The 18,860-nt window shown below is 51.2% G+C and carries 15 protein-coding genes; 7 read left to right on the top strand and 8 right to left on the bottom strand.

Annotated features, from left to right (window positions below; genetic code table 11):
* The first annotated feature begins 128 nt into the window (after positions 1 to 128).
* Both BUA93_RS06295 and BUA93_RS06300 read left to right on the top strand, forming a co-directional pair.
* Positions 129 to 692 carry a fibrobacter succinogenes major paralogous domain-containing protein gene (locus BUA93_RS06295; protein WP_175547381.1) on the top strand — a complete coding sequence of 188 codons (564 nt, stop codon included), beginning with the start codon at positions 129 to 131 and terminating at the stop codon, positions 690 to 692.
* Entirely contained in the window at positions 692 to 3,574 is a 2,883-nt protein-coding gene (locus tag BUA93_RS06300) for a TIGR02171 family lipoprotein (RefSeq protein WP_083597194.1), read from the top strand. The genes BUA93_RS06295 and BUA93_RS06300 overlap by 1 nt, the downstream gene beginning before the upstream one ends.
* Here BUA93_RS06300 and BUA93_RS06305 read toward each other — a convergent pair whose 3' ends face one another.
* From BUA93_RS06305 to ruvA, 4 genes are all read right to left on the bottom strand, one after another.
* A complete protein-coding gene (locus BUA93_RS06305; RefSeq protein WP_072978317.1) occupies positions 3,575 to 4,966 on the bottom strand; it encodes a GntR family transcriptional regulator in 1,392 nt (463 codons plus the stop codon).
* A gap of 183 nt (positions 4,967 to 5,149) precedes the next feature.
* The gene (locus tag BUA93_RS06310) at positions 5,150 to 6,184 is read right to left on the bottom strand and encodes a glycoside hydrolase family 16 protein (RefSeq protein ID WP_072978318.1); all 1,035 of its coding nucleotides are present in this window, start codon (positions 6,182 to 6,184) and stop codon (positions 5,150 to 5,152) included.
* 225 nt (positions 6,185 to 6,409) lie between these two features.
* Positions 6,410 to 7,453 (bottom strand): Holliday junction branch migration DNA helicase RuvB, encoded by a 1,044-nt coding sequence (gene ruvB / locus BUA93_RS06315; RefSeq protein ID WP_072978319.1) that lies wholly within the window; start codon positions 7,451 to 7,453, stop codon positions 6,410 to 6,412.
* A gap of 44 nt (positions 7,454 to 7,497) precedes the next feature.
* On the bottom strand, positions 7,498 to 8,106 hold the full coding sequence (gene ruvA / locus BUA93_RS06320) for a Holliday junction branch migration protein RuvA (RefSeq protein ID WP_072978320.1): 609 nt from the start codon (positions 8,104 to 8,106) through the stop codon (positions 7,498 to 7,500).
* A gap of 201 nt (positions 8,107 to 8,307) precedes the next feature.
* Here ruvA and BUA93_RS15885 point away from each other — a divergent pair, with 201 nt between their 5' ends.
* Together BUA93_RS15885 and BUA93_RS06330 are read left to right on the top strand one after the other, a co-directional pair.
* Entirely contained in the window at positions 8,308 to 8,922 is a 615-nt protein-coding gene (locus BUA93_RS15885; RefSeq protein WP_139257830.1) for a hypothetical protein, read from the top strand.
* On the top strand, positions 8,919 to 10,034 hold the full coding sequence (locus BUA93_RS06330; protein WP_072978322.1) for a radical SAM/SPASM domain-containing protein: 1,116 nt from the start codon (positions 8,919 to 8,921) through the stop codon (positions 10,032 to 10,034). The genes BUA93_RS15885 and BUA93_RS06330 overlap by 4 nt, the downstream gene beginning before the upstream one ends.
* On the opposite strand, the gene BUA93_RS06335 is transcribed toward BUA93_RS06330, so the two are convergent.
* Together BUA93_RS06335 and BUA93_RS06340 are read right to left on the bottom strand one after the other, a co-directional pair.
* Positions 10,031 to 10,861 (bottom strand): NifU family protein, encoded by an 831-nt coding sequence (locus BUA93_RS06335; RefSeq protein WP_072978323.1) that lies wholly within the window; start codon positions 10,859 to 10,861, stop codon positions 10,031 to 10,033. The genes BUA93_RS06330 and BUA93_RS06335 overlap by 4 nt on opposite strands.
* 13 nt (positions 10,862 to 10,874) lie before the next feature.
* Positions 10,875 to 12,155 carry a glutamate-5-semialdehyde dehydrogenase gene (locus BUA93_RS06340; RefSeq protein ID WP_072978324.1) on the bottom strand — a complete coding sequence of 427 codons (1,281 nt, stop codon included), beginning with the start codon at positions 12,153 to 12,155 and terminating at the stop codon, positions 10,875 to 10,877.
* 238 nt (positions 12,156 to 12,393) lie between these two features.
* On the opposite strand from BUA93_RS06340, the gene BUA93_RS06345 reads away from it, so the two are divergent.
* A complete protein-coding gene (locus BUA93_RS06345) occupies positions 12,394 to 13,515 on the top strand; it encodes a hypothetical protein (protein ID WP_072978325.1) in 1,122 nt (373 codons plus the stop codon).
* 188 nt (positions 13,516 to 13,703) lie between these two features.
* On the opposite strand, the gene BUA93_RS06350 is transcribed toward BUA93_RS06345, so the two are convergent.
* Positions 13,704 to 14,249 carry a methylated-DNA--[protein]-cysteine S-methyltransferase gene (locus tag BUA93_RS06350; RefSeq protein WP_072978600.1) on the bottom strand — a complete coding sequence of 182 codons (546 nt, stop codon included), beginning with the start codon at positions 14,247 to 14,249 and terminating at the stop codon, positions 13,704 to 13,706.
* Between the two features lie 158 nt (positions 14,250 to 14,407).
* Between BUA93_RS06350 and BUA93_RS15890 the strand changes: the two genes are divergently transcribed.
* Entirely contained in the window at positions 14,408 to 15,595 is a 1,188-nt protein-coding gene (locus BUA93_RS15890) for an FISUMP domain-containing protein (RefSeq protein ID WP_139257832.1), read from the top strand.
* A 568-nt stretch (positions 15,596 to 16,163) separates the two neighbouring features.
* Positions 16,164 to 17,579, top strand: a complete 1,416-nt coding sequence (murC, locus tag BUA93_RS06365) for a UDP-N-acetylmuramate--L-alanine ligase (protein WP_072978328.1) — start codon at positions 16,164 to 16,166, stop codon at positions 17,577 to 17,579.
* Between the two features lie 179 nt (positions 17,580 to 17,758).
* On the opposite strand, the gene BUA93_RS06370 is transcribed toward murC, so the two are convergent.
* The gene (locus BUA93_RS06370; protein WP_072978329.1) at positions 17,759 to 18,784 is read right to left on the bottom strand and encodes an agmatine deiminase family protein; all 1,026 of its coding nucleotides are present in this window, start codon (positions 18,782 to 18,784) and stop codon (positions 17,759 to 17,761) included.
* Positions 18,785 to 18,860 lie beyond the last annotated feature (76 nt).

The following is an 18,860-nucleotide window of genomic DNA, read 5'->3' on the forward strand; positions in this document are numbered from 1 at the left end:
GTTAGTTCTTCCTCTTTTGGTGAAAAAAGTTTACAAAAAGCTTTTTTCAAATTCTGTTTTTGCGTATTTGTACTAAAAAAAGCGGTTTTTTGAGGGTGGAAAGGCTTTTTTTTATGTATTTTCGGGGTATGAAATTTGCTTTGCCCATTCTGGCCTTTTTTGTTGTTCAAGCCGTAGCTCTTCCGCAGACGGGAGTGTTTGTCGATAATCGTGATGGTCACAAGTATCGTACGGTAGTCATTGGCTCCAAGACCTGGATGGCTGAAAATCTAGATTACAAGACGGACGAATCGGAGTGTTACGACGGCAAAGCTGAGAACTGCAAAAAATACGGCCGTTTATATACTTTTGAGGCTGCGCGCAAGGCTTGTCCGGCTGGTTGGCATTTGCCCGAAAACGATGAATGGATCCGCTTCAAAAACTTTGTTGAAAATAGCGACGGCAAGGAGGCTGCATGGGTAAGCCTGAAATCGCGCGACAAGTGGGACGGTTCTGACCGTTACGGCTTTGATGTCATTCCTGCGGGGCGTGCAACAGATGAATTTGTCGGCCTAGGGGAGTCGGCGCATTTTTGGAGTTCAACAGATGAAGATGGCGATGCCTACGGTTGGCACCTGATGCCTCCAGGTGATTTCGCTCGTGACATAGATCCCGCAACAAATATGTATTCCGTGCGCTGCCTGAGAAATTGATGAAACTTGGTTCGTTTGTTTTATTTATTGCGGGGCTATGCCTGGTGGCGTGCTCCAATTCAGAAAAAATCGTTTCTGACGAACTAGGCGTTCCGGCGGAAATTCCACAGGATTCCATCGTGAACAATAGTTTGTCCCAGGACAGCTTGTTAAGAGATAGCCTCCTTAAAGACAGCCTTTTCAAAGATAGTTTGTATAAAGACAGTCTAATTCGTTTAGATAGTATTCGCCGAGCAGACAGTCTCGCCCAAATGGAATTGTTGCGAAAAAGCGGGTTGTCCTTGATTGCGTCAAACGGTTTGTCTATTGAATTGGGAACAAATTCAGCCGAAGCGCGAGTAAACGAACGACCCGCTATGAAGGTTTCGTTTACCTATGACTTTTATGTGTCTAGGCACGAGACCACCTGTGCTGAATTTAACGGCTTGATGAAATCAGTGACTGGACTTGCGCTGGATTGCGAAAACGACTCGTTGCCGGTGACAAATGTGACCTATTACGACGCAGTCCTTTTTGCGAACGAACGCAGTAAAAGAGAAGGCCTTGATACGGCTTATACCTATGTTTCCAAAAAGATGGATTCGGAAGGCCATTGCGTTAACTTAGAGGGGTATGCCTATCATCCGGAAATAGAATCTTTCCATTTGCCGACCGAGGCGGAATGGATGGTTGTCGCCCAAAAGAATTGGTTCTCCGAAAAATCATGGACCGCTGAAAATTCCGATTTCAAGCTGCATCCGGTTTGTTCGAAGGCCGAGGACAGTGAAATTTGCGATATGATGGGAAATGCGATGGAATGGGTCAACGACTGGTTTGGCCTGTTCCGCGATACAACCCTCCAAAATTATGCGGGTGCTCCTGATGGCGGAAAAGTTGCGCAAAGAATTGTCAAGGGCGGAAGTTTCCGTAGCAAAGCTTCTTCCACTACGTTGTATGCACGGGGGGATATATATTCGGTAACCTCTTCGACAAGAGGAGACTATCTCGGATTTCGTCTTGTGCGGGGGAGTGTTCCCGATGCATCTTGGATGGGGAGCGATGGCCGTGCGATATCTAGTCGTATTACGCTATTGGCAAATGCCTCGTCGGTGTATTCGTATTCAAAAACATATAAGGCCAAATTGGCTTTCCGCAATGATGTCTCTGGAAATATCGCCTTTGTGGATTACTCGAACGGGGCCTTGTCTGTTGTAGAAATCCTAGACACTATCGATGCCTATCATCCGGAGATTTCTCCAGATGGGAACCATGTTGCATTTTGTACAAAGTATGAGGGTGTTGAAGGTAAGTCGGAACTGTATGTGCGTGACTTAGACGAAAACGGTTCCAACCTTGTAAAGCTTGATGTCGAAAGTGCCGCAATTCCCCGATGGCGTGTACTTGAAAACGGAGATACCGTGATTGTGTATGTGACCGATGCAGGAAACAACAAGAGTGAAACGGTATTCCGAGCAACATCGACTTGGCAGGTTCCATTCTCGAACGGGCGATTCGGTGTTCCGCAGAAACTTTTTGATGGTGCTTACCATGGAGGAATCAGTTTCGATGACCATCTTGCTGTTTCGGGGGCGCGACTTTTGCGCGCTCGCGTTTCGGACCACGATACGGTATGGTACAATGGGGAGCAGGCCTGCAATGTATCGCTTTCGCAAGATGGATCGAACCGGACGATGTTCCTGGATTTTGGGAGTTCAACTGGGCGTGACTTTGTTGGGAAACGTTATGCGACGCACCAACGTTTGTTTATTGCCGATAGTACGGGGCGCTTGGTTCATTCTGTGCAAGCTCCTGCGGGTTTTTCGTTTGACCATGCGGAATGGGTGGGAAGGTTGGATCTTGCCGTGGCATCTTTAGTCAATTCGAACGGATCACACCGCAAAGTTGTGTTGGTTGATTTGGTCAACGACGAAGTTGTTGAACTGGCGGAAGGCGAGGAACTTTGGCATCCGAGCCTGTGGATTTATGAAAGTGGCTTTGAGACAAAGAATTTTGAACTTGATTTGGATAGTGCCGGAATATATTTTGACAATCCGTCGGATCCTCTGTTGTCTTATAAAATGAACATATTTTGGATCGAAGCGGACTCGATTGAGGTTGTAGCCCTGGGATCTTCTAGAATGAGTGCTGGTTTTAATTCGAATTCGATAACTTATGGCAAGTCGTTCAATATGGCAACGATTCCGTCGGATATGGATATTTTTATGTATCTGGCGGAATTTTATATCCATAAACATTGTCCTCGTCTAAAGGCCCTTGTGGTTGGAATTGATTTTGACTTGTGGTATGATTTGGAAAGCGCGACCGTGATGAAAAATATCCTTTCCTATCCTGGATACTTTTATGACTATAATCATCAGTTCTGGGTTGACGGAGGCGTGGACCAAATAAAAATGATTAGCGCCAAAATAGTCGATGAATCGACTGTTTATCAAGATATGCATCGTAACATGGGTTGGGTCTATGTGGCGGAGAGTCCCTTTGAAGAAAATCCTGAATTCTCCGGATTTATGTTTGGACGAGATTCAACCTGGAGTGACGATTCGACAACGTATCGGCGCGCCATGAACAATCTTGATTTTATCATTCGAAGCGCAGCGATTAAGGGCGTCAATGTAGTCGGAGTCATTTTTCCGCAAAGCCCTGAATATAAGAATTCAGGAGCATTTGGAAGACATGGCATGCGACGTTCCCATGCGATGAAGCTTCTTGAAGAAGTTCAGGAACTTGCCCAAAAATACGGTAACTTTTATTTGCTGGACGAAAATAAGATGGGGGACCATGATTACGCTATGAGCATGGCCTACGACTATGACCATCTGAATTATCGGGGGGCCGAAAAAATAACGGCTCGTATCGATTCGGTTCTGAATTCGATAAAATAATTATTTCTCCACCACGTTCCCGAGGATGTGGTGGATTTTTTTGATGCCGTCGAATGCCGAGGGGTTGCTGATGTAGTAGAAGATTTGTTCTACGAGCGCGTCAGTGTTGAAATCGTAAGAGGGAATGCGCAGCAGGTAGCTTTCCATGGAGTTGTCGAAGGCGATATAGGTGGGCCCGATGTTTGGCTGCGGGATTTCCATATTGTTCTCTTCGGCCATTTCCATGAAGATTCCCGCGACCTCGTCGTTCACGCAAATCCAGGGCATGTTGTTGCCGTTTGTCGCCTGGAATTCTAGCGCACGTTCGGCAAGCGTCTTGAGCTTGTCCTTTTCGAGGCTGCGCGCCATGATTTCCACAGAGAGTTTTTCGACTTTCTTGCGGGCGATTTCTTTGTAATCCCAGGGGCTTGCGAATTCGGCGTCTACGTAGGGGTGCACCACGAGTCCCGATTCTTCGAGGCCGGTCAAGCGGTCCTTGGACCAGGAGCTATTGTGGTACGGCGAAAAATAACCGACTTCGGTGACTCCGAGGCCCAGCAGATAGCGGCCAATTTCTTTGCCGGGGGTCTTGCCGAAGGTGGAGTTGAAAAATATCCAGTTGTCCTTGCGCAAAAAGCTCCTGGGTACGGCGTCGATGGGGTGTTCCCACCATACGGCTACGGGGAACTTGGCCTCGGCAAAAAATGTCAGGAGCGGCCTGAAGTTCTGCACCAAAAGTGTCGAAAGCACAGCTCCCACGGCATTTGGATGTTCCGAAAGTTTGCAGGGCTTGCCGCTGCGGTCAATGAGCTTGCCCGTGGCATCGTTGATGCCGAACAGAGTCAGCTTGTAATGGTTTTTACCCGCAGTCTTGTAAATCAGTCGCAAAAAGTCCAGTTCGCGTTCACTTTCGGCGCTGAATCCGCCCCAACTGTTGCAGCGTGTGACAAAGATGAGCTCGCTGAGGGGAGCGTCGTCTTTTTGCTGCTGTTTGCGGTAAAAGACATACTGGCGACCTTCTTTTTTCAAAATACCCAGAGTCACCTTTTCTTCTAGGAATTTGCGGAGCGTGCCTTGTGACACGTTATAGCGGGCCGAAAGTTCCTTGGAAAGCGGAAGCGGCTGCGAAGGCTTCAGGTAGCCTTGCGCAAAGTCGCGTTCGAAAGCCTTGGCGAGTTTTTCGGAGACAGTCTCATGAACGTAGGCGACTTTGGTCCGTAGGGGAGACGTGCCCCAGAAACAGCCCTTTCCTTGAATCTTGCAAATTTTTCCGGCGGATTCCAGCTCGGCAAGCGCCGCCTGCACCGTGCCCGACGAAGCTCCAAAACTCTTGATCATGGAACGCACTGACGGGAGCCTGTCGCCCTCGGCGAGGTTCATGTCGAGCAAAGCCTTGATAATCCGCTGTTTCATACCTAAATATTAATAAAAAGTCGTGAGCCACAAAGCCCCAAGCGTTAAGCTGGGGCTGTGGCGAGAGCGCGAGCCAATAGGAAGCACCGACTTATTAGCTGCTCGCGCGGTCTGTTGTAAACAAATGACCCGCACAGGGGAGGTTCCTATGCGGGCCGGGGTTGTTTGGGGTTGGATGAATTTCTAGAAATTAAAGTCGACCTGGTAGTTTGCCTTGTTATTCGGGTTCACGCGAGCGCCCTTGGCGTTGACCGTACCGCGGATTTCCTTGTTCTGGAGCTTCACGCGGGTCGGGAGGATGCTGGTCGGATCGGCAGAAGAACTCGATGACACGAACGGATTGTTTTCCTGACTGCTGGAACTCGGCGGGTTAAATTGCTCGCTGCTAGAAGACTGGGGATTTTGGCCCTGGCCGTTGAATTCTGCATCGCCTGCAGCATCCTGGGGAACCTGGCCGTTGAAGTTTTCCTGACCCTTGCGGGTGAGGGCCAAAATCAGCATGCCGTTCCTGGAATAGATGTTCTTGTCGGTGAGATCTACGCGGTTGCCTTCGAAGGTCCAATCGCCCTTGCCCCAACGGGAGCCGTCAAAATTCTCAAAGTTGTCAGACCAGTCAAGCGTAAAGTCGCTGCCGTTCGGGCCTTGGCCCGGAGTGTACTTGTAAGCCTTGACCCAGTTGATGAACTGGAAAAGCGGAAGTTTGGATTCGTCAAACTGGCCGACCCAAGCAGCACTTTCGGAAGACCAGAGGTTAAAGCGCAAGCCCTGCGTTCCCTTGAGGTCGTTTACCTGGCCGCCTTCGGTCTTGCGGACTTCGACTCCATCGACAGTCCAACGGACATAATTAGGAGTCCATTCGAGGCCGTAGGTGTGGAAAGCCTGGTCGGCAGCCGGATTCACCGCATGGTGCTTTTCGCTTGTTTTCTGTGCACCGGCCTTGCCGGTAATGATGTTAGATTGGAAACTGCTTGGGTTTTTACCCAGAACTTCGATATCGACTTCGACCCAAGGGCGTCCATCTGCAATTTCGGAACCATTCTGGTAGAGGAACATGGAGCTGACAGTACCGGAGGCTGCAGCCATCTTCATGCGGGCTTCGTACTTGCCGTACGTAAATTCATCCAGAGTATAAAGTTCTGCCCCGGAATAAGCTTTGTCTTGAGCCATGGTTGCTACCGCCGCGATTGCGAGTACGGAAAGAGTCGTTTTAAGATGCATTATGCCTCCAATTAACACATCCACATTCACCGATAATGAATTTATAAAGAAAATGCAGACGTTACAACGTTTGCAAATGTCAAAACATTACAAGTGTATCGACTGAACTATATGAAAAAGGGAGATGCCTCTCCCTGATTACAGCCCCTGCAGCGCAGGGTCTTCCATCACCCTTTCGCCTAAGGGTTCCGCCCCTAAAACCCCAGAATGCGAGAAAAAATTTGCTTAAAGATCCAGCGATTCCTGCATTCCGGATTCGGCGAGTGCTTTTGGAATGCTCTTGTGGAGCATCTCGTAGGCGGTGCGCGTGGCGGTACGGCCACGCGGCGTTCGCGCGAGGAGCCCCTTGCGGATAAGGTACGGCTCATAAACTTCTTCGAGGGTGTCCGGCTCCTCGCCGAGCGCTGCCCCGATGGTGCCCAGCCCCACGGGGCCACCGCCGAACTTGTCGATGATCATCGATAAAATCTTGCGGTCCATGTGGTCGAGGCCTTCACCGTCGATTCCAAGCATTTCAAGCGTCTTGCTTGCCGACATCAGGTCGATGACTCCTGTACCGCGAACCTGGGCCACGTCCCTGCAGCGGCGGAGCACGCGGTTGGCGATACGCGGCGTTCCACGGCAGCGCCCGCTCAAGAGTCTTGCCGCGTCTTCTTCGAGTCCGACATTCAGAATTTTCGCGCTGCGCATCAGGATGCTCTTGATGTCATCGTCGTCGTAAAGCTCCAGTCGATAATGAAGCCCGAATCGGTCTCGTAGCGGGCTAGTCAGGAGTCCGCTTCTTGTGGTCGCGCCCACCAGCGTAAAATGCTTGAGCGGCAGGTTCACGCTCCTGGCCGCCGGTCCTGAATCGAGCATGATGTCGAGCCTGAAGTCTTCCATGGCGGGGTAGAGGTATTCCTCGACCACGCGGTTCAGACGGTGGATTTCGTCGATAAACAGGATGTCGTTTTCCTGTAAACTCGTCAAAAGTCCTGCAAGGTCGCTCGCCTTTTCAAGAACAGGGCCGCTCGTGATATGGATGTTCACGCCCATTTCTTTCGCGATAATCCCGGCAAGGGTTGTCTTGCCGAGCCCCGGAGGACCGCAGAACAGGCAATGGTCCAACGAGTCGCCACGGTGCTTGGCGGCCTCGGTAGCAATCGAAAGGCTCTCTTTGATGTTCTTCTGTCCGGTAAACTCTTCGAGACTAGGCGGTCGGAGAGTGCGTTCAACATCGCTTTCGTCGCCTGTCCGGCGTTCCGGAGAAATAATGCGCTGGTCGTCCATTCTCATCCTCTGTGGATTGCTTCGCTACGCTCGCAATGACGTTTTTAAAGATACTTCAAAGCCTCAGGGATAAGGGCTGCCGCATCGGCGGAATCTCCCAAAATTTCGGCTGCTTTCATGACGGCCTTTTCTGCCGCGGGGTCCTTCACGCCGAGGGTATGCAATGCGAGAACCGCTTCCATCTTCGGTCCCGTGAGTGCGCCCATACTGGCGATTCCCGAGCCTTCCACACCGCCCAGGGCGGATAGCATGGCTCCCGCCTTTTCCTTGAGCGAAAGGACCATCTGTTCGCAAGTTTTCTTGCCGAGTCCCTTGATTTTCCCCAAGGCGCTCTTGTTGTCGCTGGCGATCATGTTCAGAAGGTCTGCCGGGGTGCTTCCGCTAAGGATTCGCTGGGCGAGCTTGGGGCCGACCCCGTTCACGTCCAGAAGCATCAGGAAAGTGTCCTTTTCTGTCTTGTCGGCAAAACCGAAGAGTGTCATGGAGTCTTCGCGCACGACGAGGTTTGTGTACAGCGTGACTTCGGCCCCCTCTTCGGGGAGTTTGCCCGCGGTGTAGGCGGAAATATTCACTCCGTAGCCTACACCGTTGACGTCGACGACCACGAAAGTGGGGGTCTTTTCAACCAAAATTCCACGAATCTGCTCAATCATGACAGGACCTTTTGCACTATTTTGATTATAAACATCTGTTCACTGCACAAATATATACTATATCTTTGGCTCTGTCAAGTTTTTTTTGATTTAGGAGTCATTTTTTATAAGTTCTTGTCACACTTTTTCGCCTTGTTCGACTTGGACAGCTCTTTAAGAGGTTGAATAATTTATATTGATGCAAAAGAAAGGAGGACGATGATGGATATTCGCAAGAGTAAAGTTGAAAAGAATCGGGAATGGTCGGTGTCTACCCAGAGGCGTCTTGCTGCCGCGTTGGGAGTCTCGGCGCTGGTTTCGCTGACAGCCTGTGATCCTGTTTCGACTAGTGGAAGCATCTCGGCTCCCGATGAAAATTCCTCCTCGTCGGAGGATGCAATTTCGTCTTCTGCGGACCAGAAAAACATATCCTCGAGCAGTATTGCTCCTGTAAGTGGAGTGTCCTCGGCTTTTGATGATTTCCCGAAAAGTTCGTCCTCGGTCAAAATTGATTCGCTGGAGGTGACCGCTGGCGAAATCGTTCCGCCGCTGGAATCATCCAGTTCTTCGGCTAGGCTTGAGCCACCCATGAGTTCCTCGGTTGAATATCCACCCTTGGCGGGGATTCTTCCGCCGGATCTTCCTCCCGTAAAAACGCTCTCGAGTTCCTCGCAGGGCCGTATCGAGTCAAGTGCTGCGACTGCGGGCTTGTCCTCTTCGTTCAGCGACGTGGTTCCGCAATCCAGTTCATCTGAGCCTGAGCCATTGGCCGGCGATCCGGTTGAAATTGCGCCTCCTCTGGCGGACGTTATTGAGAATCAGCCTGTCGAAAAATGAATCTCGTCCTCTCTTTAACGGAACGGTGCAACCTGCGTTGCACCTACTGCTATTACAAGGTAAGCCACGAGGCGCGCAGCCTGGTGATGATGGATGACGTTATGGAGGCGGCAATTCGGCTTGCTTTTGAACGAACCCTGAAGCTTGGCCAGAGGTTTCTGAATATCACTTTCTTTGGCGGCGAACCGTTACTTTGTATGGGCGCCATCCGCAAGGGCGTGGATTTTGCCAAGAATCTTGTGCGTGAACGGCTTGGCGAGAGCGAATTTCGCTTGCGCTTTGCGGTGAATACGAACGGAACTTTGCTCGATGATTCCGTTGTCGAATTCCTGGAGCGGGAAAATTTCCGCATCTATCTTTCGCTCGATGGTCACGAGGCTCATCACGATGTTTGTCGCAAGCAGGTTGGCGGGGCGGGTTCTTTCAAATTGATAGAACCGCATATTCCAGCACTCCGTAGACTTGATACGGTTGTTCTTTCAGTCGTGACCCGTGAAAATATGGGCTCGCTTTCGGATGCTGTCCGCTGGATTCAATCCCAGGGGTTCAGGAACATGACGACGGCGGTCGATTTCGACGGCAAGTGGACGGGGGAGGAATTCGATGTTCTTGCCCGTGAGTACACAAAGTTGGCTGGATTTTGGGTTGAACTTAAAAAGAATAAGGTTCCTTTTTACTTGGGAACTGTTCAGGACAAGCTAAAATTTCGATTGACGGGTGCGCGTCACCGTCTTACGAGCTGCCATGTGGCCGAAGGCATTGTCGCTTGCGCCGCGAACGGAAACCTTTTTCCTTGCACGCGTTTTATCAGCAGCAAAAAAGACGCACCCTACGTCATGGGGAATGTCTTTGACGATCCTGCTCAAATTTGGAATGGCGCGGTCGCACGGGATATTCTGGATTTCTTCAACCGCGACAAGGAAGATTGTGTAGGTTGCGCTCTGCGTTTCCGGTGCCATGCGCATGAATGTGCCTGTACGTCTTTTTATTCTACAGGTTCCATTCACGGAGTTTCGCCGGAAGTCTGTACGCACGAACAGATGCTCGCCGCCATTTGCGACGATGCTGTTTGTGACAATGCTTTTTTTGACAAGGCTCTCGGCGAAAACTAGAACAGGCTCGGGGGCGGATTGTTGTCGTCGAGGCCGGCCAGGTTGCGGTCGGCATCGGACATTTCGTTCGCTTTATACTGGTCGAGCGGGTCTTCGGGTTCCACGATCAGGTTGTAGTAGACGTTGTTCTTGAGTTCGTCCTCAATGTAGAACAGCGTGCCGCCCATGGCGGAGCCGCATCCGGCGCAGGCGCCCTGGTAGCGGATTTTCAGTCGGTTGTCGTCGGTGAGGTCCAGGATTTCTACGTCGCCACCATCGCCCTGGAGCATTCCTCGGACGGACTGGTGCAGCCAGGCTTCCACCTTTTCGATCTTCTGCACCTTGGTCAGGGCATTCCATTCGGCATCGGCTTCGGCGCGGCCTTCGGCGGTCTGCGTGCGGTACTTGATGCGTTCCATCTTTTCGCGAACCAGGATGGCGGTTGCCTTCTTTTCGGGGTACTCCGTGAGAATCTTTGCGATCAGCGTGTTCATCTGCTTGATTTCCGGAGCGGTTTCGGGGATGGCCCGCACATCGGGGGTGTCGCGGAGTTCAAGTTCGATGCTTTCGGCGGTAATGGCGCAAGCTTCGTCTACGGTTACCATCTGGATTTTCTTGCAGAATGTATCGGCAAGAGCGGTAAAGATGGGACCACCGTAGGTGAAGAATCTCGTTTCCAGAATCTTGTCGCATTCCGGGTCGATCATCAGGTAGACTTTCAGGCTTGCTTCCTTGACGTCGACGAGGGCGAGTCCCTTCTCGTCGGCTTCAATCTGGAAAATGGCGCCCCTGTACTTGGGGGCCTTCGCTAAATCCTGCAACTTTTGAGACAAATCTTCGACACTCATCGTTTAAATCCTGTTATGCTCGCACCTGGCCGTTTCCGCGCAAAATCCACTTGTAGCTGCAGAGGCTTTCGACACCCATGGGGCCGCGTGCATGCAACTTGTCGGTAGAAATACCCACTTCGGCGCCGAGGCCGTATTCGCCACCATCGGCAAAGCGCGTACTCGCGTTCACCATCACGCTGCTGCTGTCCACGTTCGCAACAAAGTAGTCCTGCACGCTTGCGTCTTCTGCCACCACGGCTTCGGTGTGGCGGCTGCTGTTCTTTTCGATATGGTCACAGGCTTCGGCGACGTTATCGACGAACTTGACGCTTGCCTTGAGGGCGAGGTATTCGTGGTGGTAGTTGGAGTCGTCGCCAATGTCCTTGATGCGGCTGTCGTGGCTCTGGGCGTCGTGATCGCCAAAGAGTTCTACGCCACGGTCGGCGAGGCAATCAATGAGTTTCTTGACGGTTGCCGCGTCAATGTGGCGGTCGATAATCACGCATTCCATGGCGTTGCACACGCCCGTGCGCTGCGTCTTGGCGTTAATCAAGATGTTCACCGCCTTGTCCATGTCGGCAGACTTGTCCACATATACGTGGCAGATGCCGTTGAAGTGCTTAATCACGGGAATTTTGCTCTGTTCGACCACGGCGCGGATCAGGCGTTCGCCTCCGCGGGGAATCACGAGGTCGAGGCAGTCGTTACGCTGCAGGAGCATGCCCACCAGGTCGTGGCTCGTTTCAGTCACGAGCTGCACGGCGTCTTGGTCGATGCCTTCTTCGGCGAGGGCTTCGTGGAAAATGCCGGCGAGGCACTTGGCGGAATTCAGCGATTCCTTACCGCCGCGCAGAATCACGGCGTTGCCCGCCTTAAAGCAGAGGCAGGCTCCGTCAATCGTTACGTTCGGGCGGCTTTCAAAAATAAAGAACACGGATCCGATAGGTACGGCGATACGGCTAATCTTGATGCCGTTCTTGAGTTCGCGGCTTTCGAGTACCTTGTTCAGCGGATCGGCAAAAGAGGCGATTTCTTCGGCGCCCTTGGCCATGGCCTCGATGCGGGCGTCGTTCAAGGTCAAGCGGTCCATCTTTGAGTCGTCGAGCTTTCCGGCGGCGGCTTCGAGGTCTAGCTTGTTTGCTGCAAGGATTTCCGGCTTACGGTCGCGCAGAATCTGGGCGACACGGTTCAGCACGGCGCTACGCTTTTCGCCCGGGAGGGTACGGAGCGCCTTGCTTGCCTTCTGGGCGTTTTTGGCCAGAAGGTCGGAGTATTCTTCCAAGTTGGAATATTTCAAGTTGGAGCAAGTCATAAGCCGTTTTTATCCTTTTTTGAGCATTTTTTTAACTGTTTGTCTTATTTTACAATATAGAAACTTGTTTTTTGTCACATTGGAGTATAATTTCAAAATACAGGTTTGTTTTTACCCGCGACGTTGGATTGTTGTCGCAAGGTATCGGACTTGGGTGTTTTGACTCGGTGCAGTCCTTCTCTCTCGGGGAGGCACCGGGTCTTTTTTTGTGCTTCGGAAAAATTCTATCTTTTTACCCATGGCAAAGAAGAAAAAGATTTGGAAATCTCCGGCCATGGCACAGGCCATGCGCAGCAAAGAAGACAAACTCCGTGATACGCTCACTCAGATTGTAAGCGGACAGAGCAGACTTTTAAATCGTCCCGAAGACTTGTACGAGGCTATTGCAAACGGCATTGACGATATCGAAAACTTCAAGAATCCGAAAGACCAGTTGGAACTTTTGGCCTGGACGTTGCGTGCCGACTTTATTTCGTTCAAGGCTGACACCGACGAAGAAAAGGAATACTGGGACAACCTCTTTTACGATGCCGGAACGTTCTTTGTGGAACTCGCATCGCAGTATACCGACAAGGATTATGTTGCAGACTTGGTTCATGACCTTGCCATGCGCCATGTGGGTGGTGAAGGCCGCTCGGTGGTGTTCCTGAGCGTCGAAGAAATTTTGCCCAAGGAACGAGCCCAGGCCTTGCTGGTTGAACTTATAGACAAAGTAACGGAAGTTGACCAGGGGAACCGCGAAGATATTCTGGATGCCATTTGCGACATGGCGGACTCCATCAAGGATGCGGCAAATTTTGCGAAGGCGGCTCTGTTGAAGGATCCGGATAAGAGCAATGCGACACTTATCGACATTGCCAATGCGCAGTTTATGGCGGGAAACCTTGAACTGGCCAAGCAGTGGCTCGGCGATGTGCGAAACCCTGGTTCCGAAGACGAAGAAGCGTACCTCGATTTGCAGGCCGCCATTGCCGACAAGGAAGGCCGCAAGTCCGACTGCATCAAGATAGCCCGTACTTTGTACGAAACCTTCCCGAAGGTGATGAACCTAGGGCGTTTGGCGGCATTCCTGCCCGATGCGGATGCCGACCGCGTTCTCAAGGAACATGAACAGTTCCGTAACGGCAATACCGCAGATTTGGAATTTATGCAGCTGCTTGCCGGGATGAAGCGTTACGAACAACTTTCGGGCTACGTGGACCGATTCGAAAAGGATTTAACGACGCTTGATGCCGAAGAACTGACGGGGCTTGCCGATGCGATCGAAAAGGATGGCCAGAAGGCTCTTGCCGACCACATCCGCGACTGGATTGTGGAAGAACCCGAGGATGCCCAGGCCTTTGATAATAGTGATAAGTAGACGAACGATTTAAGTCATCCTGGAGACCGTAGGTCGATACCGGACAGCACTTGGTTAGTGGACGCCTTTGGCGTCCGCAATTTCGGCTCAACCATGCCAGAATGTAAACATTCTGTCGCGGCGTTCGCCTTATATGCTTTTGTAACCTTAGTGCGCATGGTCCCCGAATGGGGAGGATCCAGTACTTATTATTCCAGCAGCAGTTCCTGCGGAATGGCGCCTTCGATAACGAGGAGACGCCGCTTGAGGTCGAGCCCCAGGGCGTAGCCGACCAGGCTTCCGCCCTTGCCCACCACGCGATGGCAGGGGAGGATAATCTGTAGCGGGTTCGCGCGGAGGGCGGCGCCCACGGCACGCGTGGCGCGGGGCTCTCCAACCGCTTCGGCCACCTGCTGGTAGGTGCGTGTTTCTCCGTAAGGAATCTCGGCGATGGCTTCCCAGACCTTTTTCTGGAAATCGGTGCCGTACACCTTAAGCGGGAGCGAAAATTCGTGAAGCTTTCCGGCCAAGTACAGGTTCAACTGCTGTACGGCCTTGCGGTAGGCGCGGGCCACCGTCGAAGATAGTGTTTGAACCATATCCGGCTCGGCATAGGCGCAGGCCTGAACCGAACTCGGCACGCCTTCTCCCGTATAGCGCAGACTACACAGCTTGGATTTTTCGAACACGAAAGTCCACTCGCCCCACAAATTGCGGTGCGCAATCGTCGTGAATCTTGAATCCGAGAAGTTCATGGTATGAATATAAAATTTGACAGTCATCTGGTTGTCAAAATTGATTGTAAAAAGACAAAAATGGTATAATTCCTTAAATTTTCCAGTTTTTTGCCCCATTTTACTATTTTTAGGTTGGTTAGGAGGTTTTTGTGGGATTTTACAACTGGAGGTCTTCTGTGAAGATTTTTACAAACGTCATTGCGAGCCCTGTAAGGGCGAAGCAATCCATTTTTGGTCGGTTAGTATTTGCTCTTGTCTTTGCGGCGTTCACTGCGTGTGACAGCGGTTCCAGCAGTACTGACCCTGACCCGATTGCGGAAGTTTCGAGCAGTGGCGGTGGTGATGAAGTCTTCTCCTCGAGTTCCGTTACGGACAAAGGAACGTCTTCCGGTGGAAGTTCGAGGTCTTCTAGCTCGGCAATTGGCAAAAATAGTAGCTCCTCAGTGAACTCTGGCTCGGATACATCTAGTTCCGATGAGGGTTCTTCTGTCAAATCTTCGTCAAGTAGTCTTGATCCTTGTAAAGAAGAATATGAGGGACGCGAAAAGATTTCTTTAGATGAAAATCGCCAACGTGTTGAATTTGTTTGTCATGATGGTTTTTGGATTCCCTTGGCTAAATCTAGTTCGTCAGAAATCTCAAGTAGCAGCTACTACGATATGTCGAAACAGTATAATGAAAATGTCGAGTATGGCGAGTTTACGGACCCTCGCGATGGAAACGTCTACAGAACTATTACGTATGCAGCGAAGCCTTATATATCGTCGAATATAGTAGCGATGGCAAGTAACCTTAATTATGGCGAGATGGTTCCCGTAGACTCGGCAACGAACGCCGACGGCGTTGTCGAAAAGTTCTGCTACAACGATGATCCCTGGTATTGCGAAAACGGTTTCGACGGACTTTATTCCTGGAGCGAAGCGATGAATTTCCACCGGGCGTGCGACACCCTTTTTCTAGGGTCATCTGCTGATTGTCCGAATGTTTTTGATGAAGACAATTCAGAAAGGCGTCAGCATCAAGGAATATGCCCGGAGGGGTGGCATGTTATGAATGAATTTGAGTGGCGTAGACTTCCGTCGACTGATTTTGGATGCGGCAAGATGCTTTCGAAACTTTTTATGGGAACGGATCAGGTTGGATTTTCTGCACTGCTTGGAGGCGGATATTATGTTGGTAACTATGAAGGAATGGGCGAATATGTCCCGTTTTGGACTCCTCAAGAGGTCTCTGATACGTCAAAGTTTGCGGGATCAGTTTTCTTGACCACTTTTTTGAATGCAGATAAGGTCGAATTTAGACATCGTAGTTACAAACAAAATAAAGCGGCTGTTCGCTGTGTGAAAGATTATATCGTAGAGTAATCTTTTTTAACAAATGTTTAACATTAAAGCAGGGCTTTGGGGAAAAGCGTGCAAGGCTCTACTGCGCGGGCGCTTGCGCACGCATAAGAGAGCCGCCGCAGCGGACGCCGTAGGCGTCAAAAGCGTGCTAAGTGAGTGTCGCGACAAAACGCTTGCGTTTTGGCATGACCGAACGACGCCGCGGACGCCGCAGGCGTCAAAAGCCCATTGGGAGTTATTATGTCAAAGAAGAACAACAAGAAGTCTATCAAGAAATTCAACCACAATGCATACAAAATCGAGTCGCTAGAACCTCGTATGCGCTAAAGCGCACTTCTTTTTACACAAGTTTTACAAACACATTTTTGCCAAGAGTGAATACCTTTCTATATTCTCGGTGCAGTTCTGAAAAGTGTGCGGAGACATCCAAGAAATTGGATGTTTTTCTTTTTCAAAAGGAACTCTATAAAGGCCATGGGTGATTCTACTGAGAAAATCGTGGCAGTTTCTGGACTTACTCCGGCAGAAGTCGAAGCGCTGTAGCCCGGTATGATAGCTAAAATAGACGTCTTTTACTACATTTCCTGACATGGAATCTTACTTTTTTATCGGTGTAGCGGGCGTAGGCATGAGTGCCATCGCCCAGTATTTGGTTGGCAAGGGTGTTTCTATTAGCGGATCTGACCGCCAGTTCGGTGCAGCAGAAAAGCCGCTTGTGATGACTCAGCTCGAAGAATGTGGCGTCAAGTGCTTTCCGCAAGACGGCTCGGGCGTTGTCGCGGGTCTCTCTGCGGTGGTGGTGAGTACCGCCATCGAAGATACGAATCCGGATCTCAAACGCGCCAAGGAACTGGGAATCCCGGTAATGCACCGTAGCGAAATGCTCGCAAAGATTTCTAAGGAAGCAAAGACCATCGCCGTTTCGGGCACCAGTGGAAAGTCCACCGTGACCGCCATGATTTATCACATTCTGCAATATGCGGGCCTCCAGCCGTCGGTCATGACGGGGGCGGGCCTCGTGAATTTGCAGAAGGAAGGCAAGATCGGTAACGCCGTGTCCGGTAAGGGTGAATGGCTCGTGGTCGAAGCAGACGAAAGCGACGGAACGCTGGTGCGCTACGAACCCGAAATCGGTCTGATTCTGAATGTGGACAAGGATCACAAGGAATTGAGCGAACTCCAGGAAATTTTCCTCAAGTTCAGTCACAACATTCTTGATAACGGCAAGATTCTGATTGTAAACGATGCGCATCCGCTGGCCAAGAAGTTTAGCGCCGGTCGCGAATTCGATTTTGGCTTCGAAAACTATGTGGGCGTGCAGGGCACGGATTTCAAGTCAGTCGGCACGTCCATTCAGTTCCGCGTGCGCCACAATGCAGAACTTGTGAAGTTCGTGGTACCGCTCCCGGGCAAGCACAATATGGAAAACGCCCTGGCTGCAACGGCTGCCGCACTCCGCGCAGGAGTAACGCTCCACACTTGCGCCGACGCCCTTGCGACGTTCCCCGGCGTGTTCCGCCGCCACCAGATTTTAGGGGCTTTCAACGGCGTGACTCTGGTGGATGACTTCGCGCATAATCCGGCAAAGATTGCCGCCAGCATCAAGAGCGCCCAGGACTTTACCGAGGGCCGCGTCATCGCCTGGTTCCAGCCTCACGGCTTTGGCCCCACGCGATTCTTGCGCAAAGACCTTGTGGAATTTATCGCGAAGACGCTCCGCCCCAAGGACTTTGACGACGACCGTGAAAACGACGTGATGTTCTTCAGCGAAATCTACTACGCCGGCGGCACCGTCACCCGCGACATCAGCGCCGGTGACCTTGCCGATGACCTCCTGCTCAAGGGCTGCGAAGCCATCTACATCGCCGACCGCAACGAATGCGCCAAAAAAATGGTGGAATACGCCCAGCCCGGCGACACGATTCTGCTGATGGGTGCGCGAGATCCGAGTCTACAGAATTACGCTCAATATGTGCAGAAGTTACTCGAAGAAGAGTTAATGTAAGCACACCCATCGCTGTGAGCTGAAAACGACTCGTATTGACGAGTCGTGTCAGCGAGAGAATCGGCGTTGGGGAAGTTCCTTGTTGATTCTAGCCGATTCGGTCTTTATAGGACCGGGCGGCCTTCGCAACTCCGAGCTGGGGCCCCTCCCGCATTATAAAAAGTTTTTAAGGGCTTCCCTTAAAAACTTTCATGCTTGCTCATGCAATGCAGGCTGCCGCCTTCTTCAATCACGGTGCGGCAGTCCAGCCCGATGACCTTGCGGTCGGGGTACACGCTTTCAAAGTAGCGCTTGGCGACAGCGTCGTTCGGCGACTTGTACTTCGGGAAAATGAGTGCCCCGTTGGCGTAGATGAAGTTCATGTAGCTGGCCGGCAGAATCTGGCCGTCGTCGAGCTTGCGCTGCGGCGGGAGCGGCAATGTATCGACCTTCGCCGACTTACCGTAATGGCTCTTGAGCCAGGTTTCGATCAAGTACTTTGCTTCGGTCAGAATAATATTGTTCGGGGAACGCTTGTCGGTGGCTTCGCACATCACGATGCGGTCCTTCGCCACGAAACGCGCCACATTGTCGATGTGTCCGTCGGTGTGGTCGCCATGCAAACCGTGGGGGAGCACCAACATGTCGCGGAGCCCGAAGGCCTTGCAAAGCGCCTTGACAACCTTCTTGATATCCTTTGCTTCATTACGGTTCTTGCCCGTCAGGCAATCCAGCGTGGTAATGCCGAGGCCGTCGCCGTTGACTTCGATAGCGCCACCTTCAAAAATGTACGGGACGCTTACGCCCTTCTTGTATTCAAAAATGTCGGCGATTCGAGCAGGAATTTCGTTGTCATTTTTCCAAGGCGGAAACTTTGCGCCCCAGGCGTTAAAGACCGTTTCAGAAACAATCGTTTCTTTTCCCTTCTTCAAGAAGAACGGACCGTAATCGCGAATCCAGATGTCGTCTGTCTTGATGGTAAAGAAACTAGCCGGGTAAGGGCGGTCGGCAACGGCAATTTTTTCTTCCGTCGTCAAAAAATCCTTTTTAGGAACCAGCACATTCACGGGCTGAAATTCGCTAATTGTGCGAATCAGATCGACATAGAACTTGCGGATCATTTCTCCGCGTTCACCGTACCAGTTCTTTTTGTTGTGCGGGAATGCGAGCCACGTGGCGGCCTGTTCTTCCCATTCGGCGGGGTAACGTACATTTGTTTTAGCCATATTTACTATCTACCATAAGAGTCATTCTTGATGAATCCAAGACTGGTTTCCGTCGCTGCGCTCCAGGATGACTTTT

The organism is Fibrobacter sp. UWH4 (genome assembly GCF_900142475.1).
Classification (GTDB): domain Bacteria; phylum Fibrobacterota; class Fibrobacteria; order Fibrobacterales; family Fibrobacteraceae; genus Fibrobacter.

Bases quoted from the DNA above. Each gene is read 5' to 3' on its own strand.
- BUA93_RS06295 (WP_175547381.1), top strand. From the start codon at position 129: ATGAAATTTGCTTTGCCCATTCTGGCCTTTTTTGTTGTTCAAGCCGTA.
- BUA93_RS06300 (WP_083597194.1), top strand. From the start codon at position 692: ATGAAACTTGGTTCGTTTGTTTTATTTATTGCGGGGCTATGCCTGGTG.
- BUA93_RS06305 (WP_072978317.1), bottom strand. From the start codon at position 4,966: ATGAAACAGCGGATTATCAAGGCTTTGCTCGACATGAACCTCGCCGAG.
- BUA93_RS06310 (WP_072978318.1), bottom strand. From the start codon at position 6,184: ATGCATCTTAAAACGACTCTTTCCGTACTCGCAATCGCGGCGGTAGCA.
- ruvB (WP_072978319.1), bottom strand. From the start codon at position 7,453: ATGGACGACCAGCGCATTATTTCTCCGGAACGCCGGACAGGCGACGAA.
- ruvA (WP_072978320.1), bottom strand. From the start codon at position 8,106: ATGATTGAGCAGATTCGTGGAATTTTGGTTGAAAAGACCCCCACTTTC.
- BUA93_RS15885 (WP_139257830.1), top strand. From the start codon at position 8,308: ATGGATATTCGCAAGAGTAAAGTTGAAAAGAATCGGGAATGGTCGGTG.
- BUA93_RS06330 (WP_072978322.1), top strand. From the start codon at position 8,919: ATGAATCTCGTCCTCTCTTTAACGGAACGGTGCAACCTGCGTTGCACC.
- BUA93_RS06335 (WP_072978323.1), bottom strand. From the start codon at position 10,861: ATGAGTGTCGAAGATTTGTCTCAAAAGTTGCAGGATTTAGCGAAGGCC.
- BUA93_RS06340 (WP_072978324.1), bottom strand. From the start codon at position 12,155: ATGACTTGCTCCAACTTGAAATATTCCAACTTGGAAGAATACTCCGAC.
- BUA93_RS06345 (WP_072978325.1), top strand. From the start codon at position 12,394: ATGGCAAAGAAGAAAAAGATTTGGAAATCTCCGGCCATGGCACAGGCC.
- BUA93_RS06350 (WP_072978600.1), bottom strand. From the start codon at position 14,249: ATGAACTTCTCGGATTCAAGATTCACGACGATTGCGCACCGCAATTTG.
- murC (WP_072978328.1), top strand. From the start codon at position 16,164: ATGGAATCTTACTTTTTTATCGGTGTAGCGGGCGTAGGCATGAGTGCC.
- BUA93_RS06370 (WP_072978329.1), bottom strand. From the start codon at position 18,784: ATGGCTAAAACAAATGTACGTTACCCCGCCGAATGGGAAGAACAGGCC.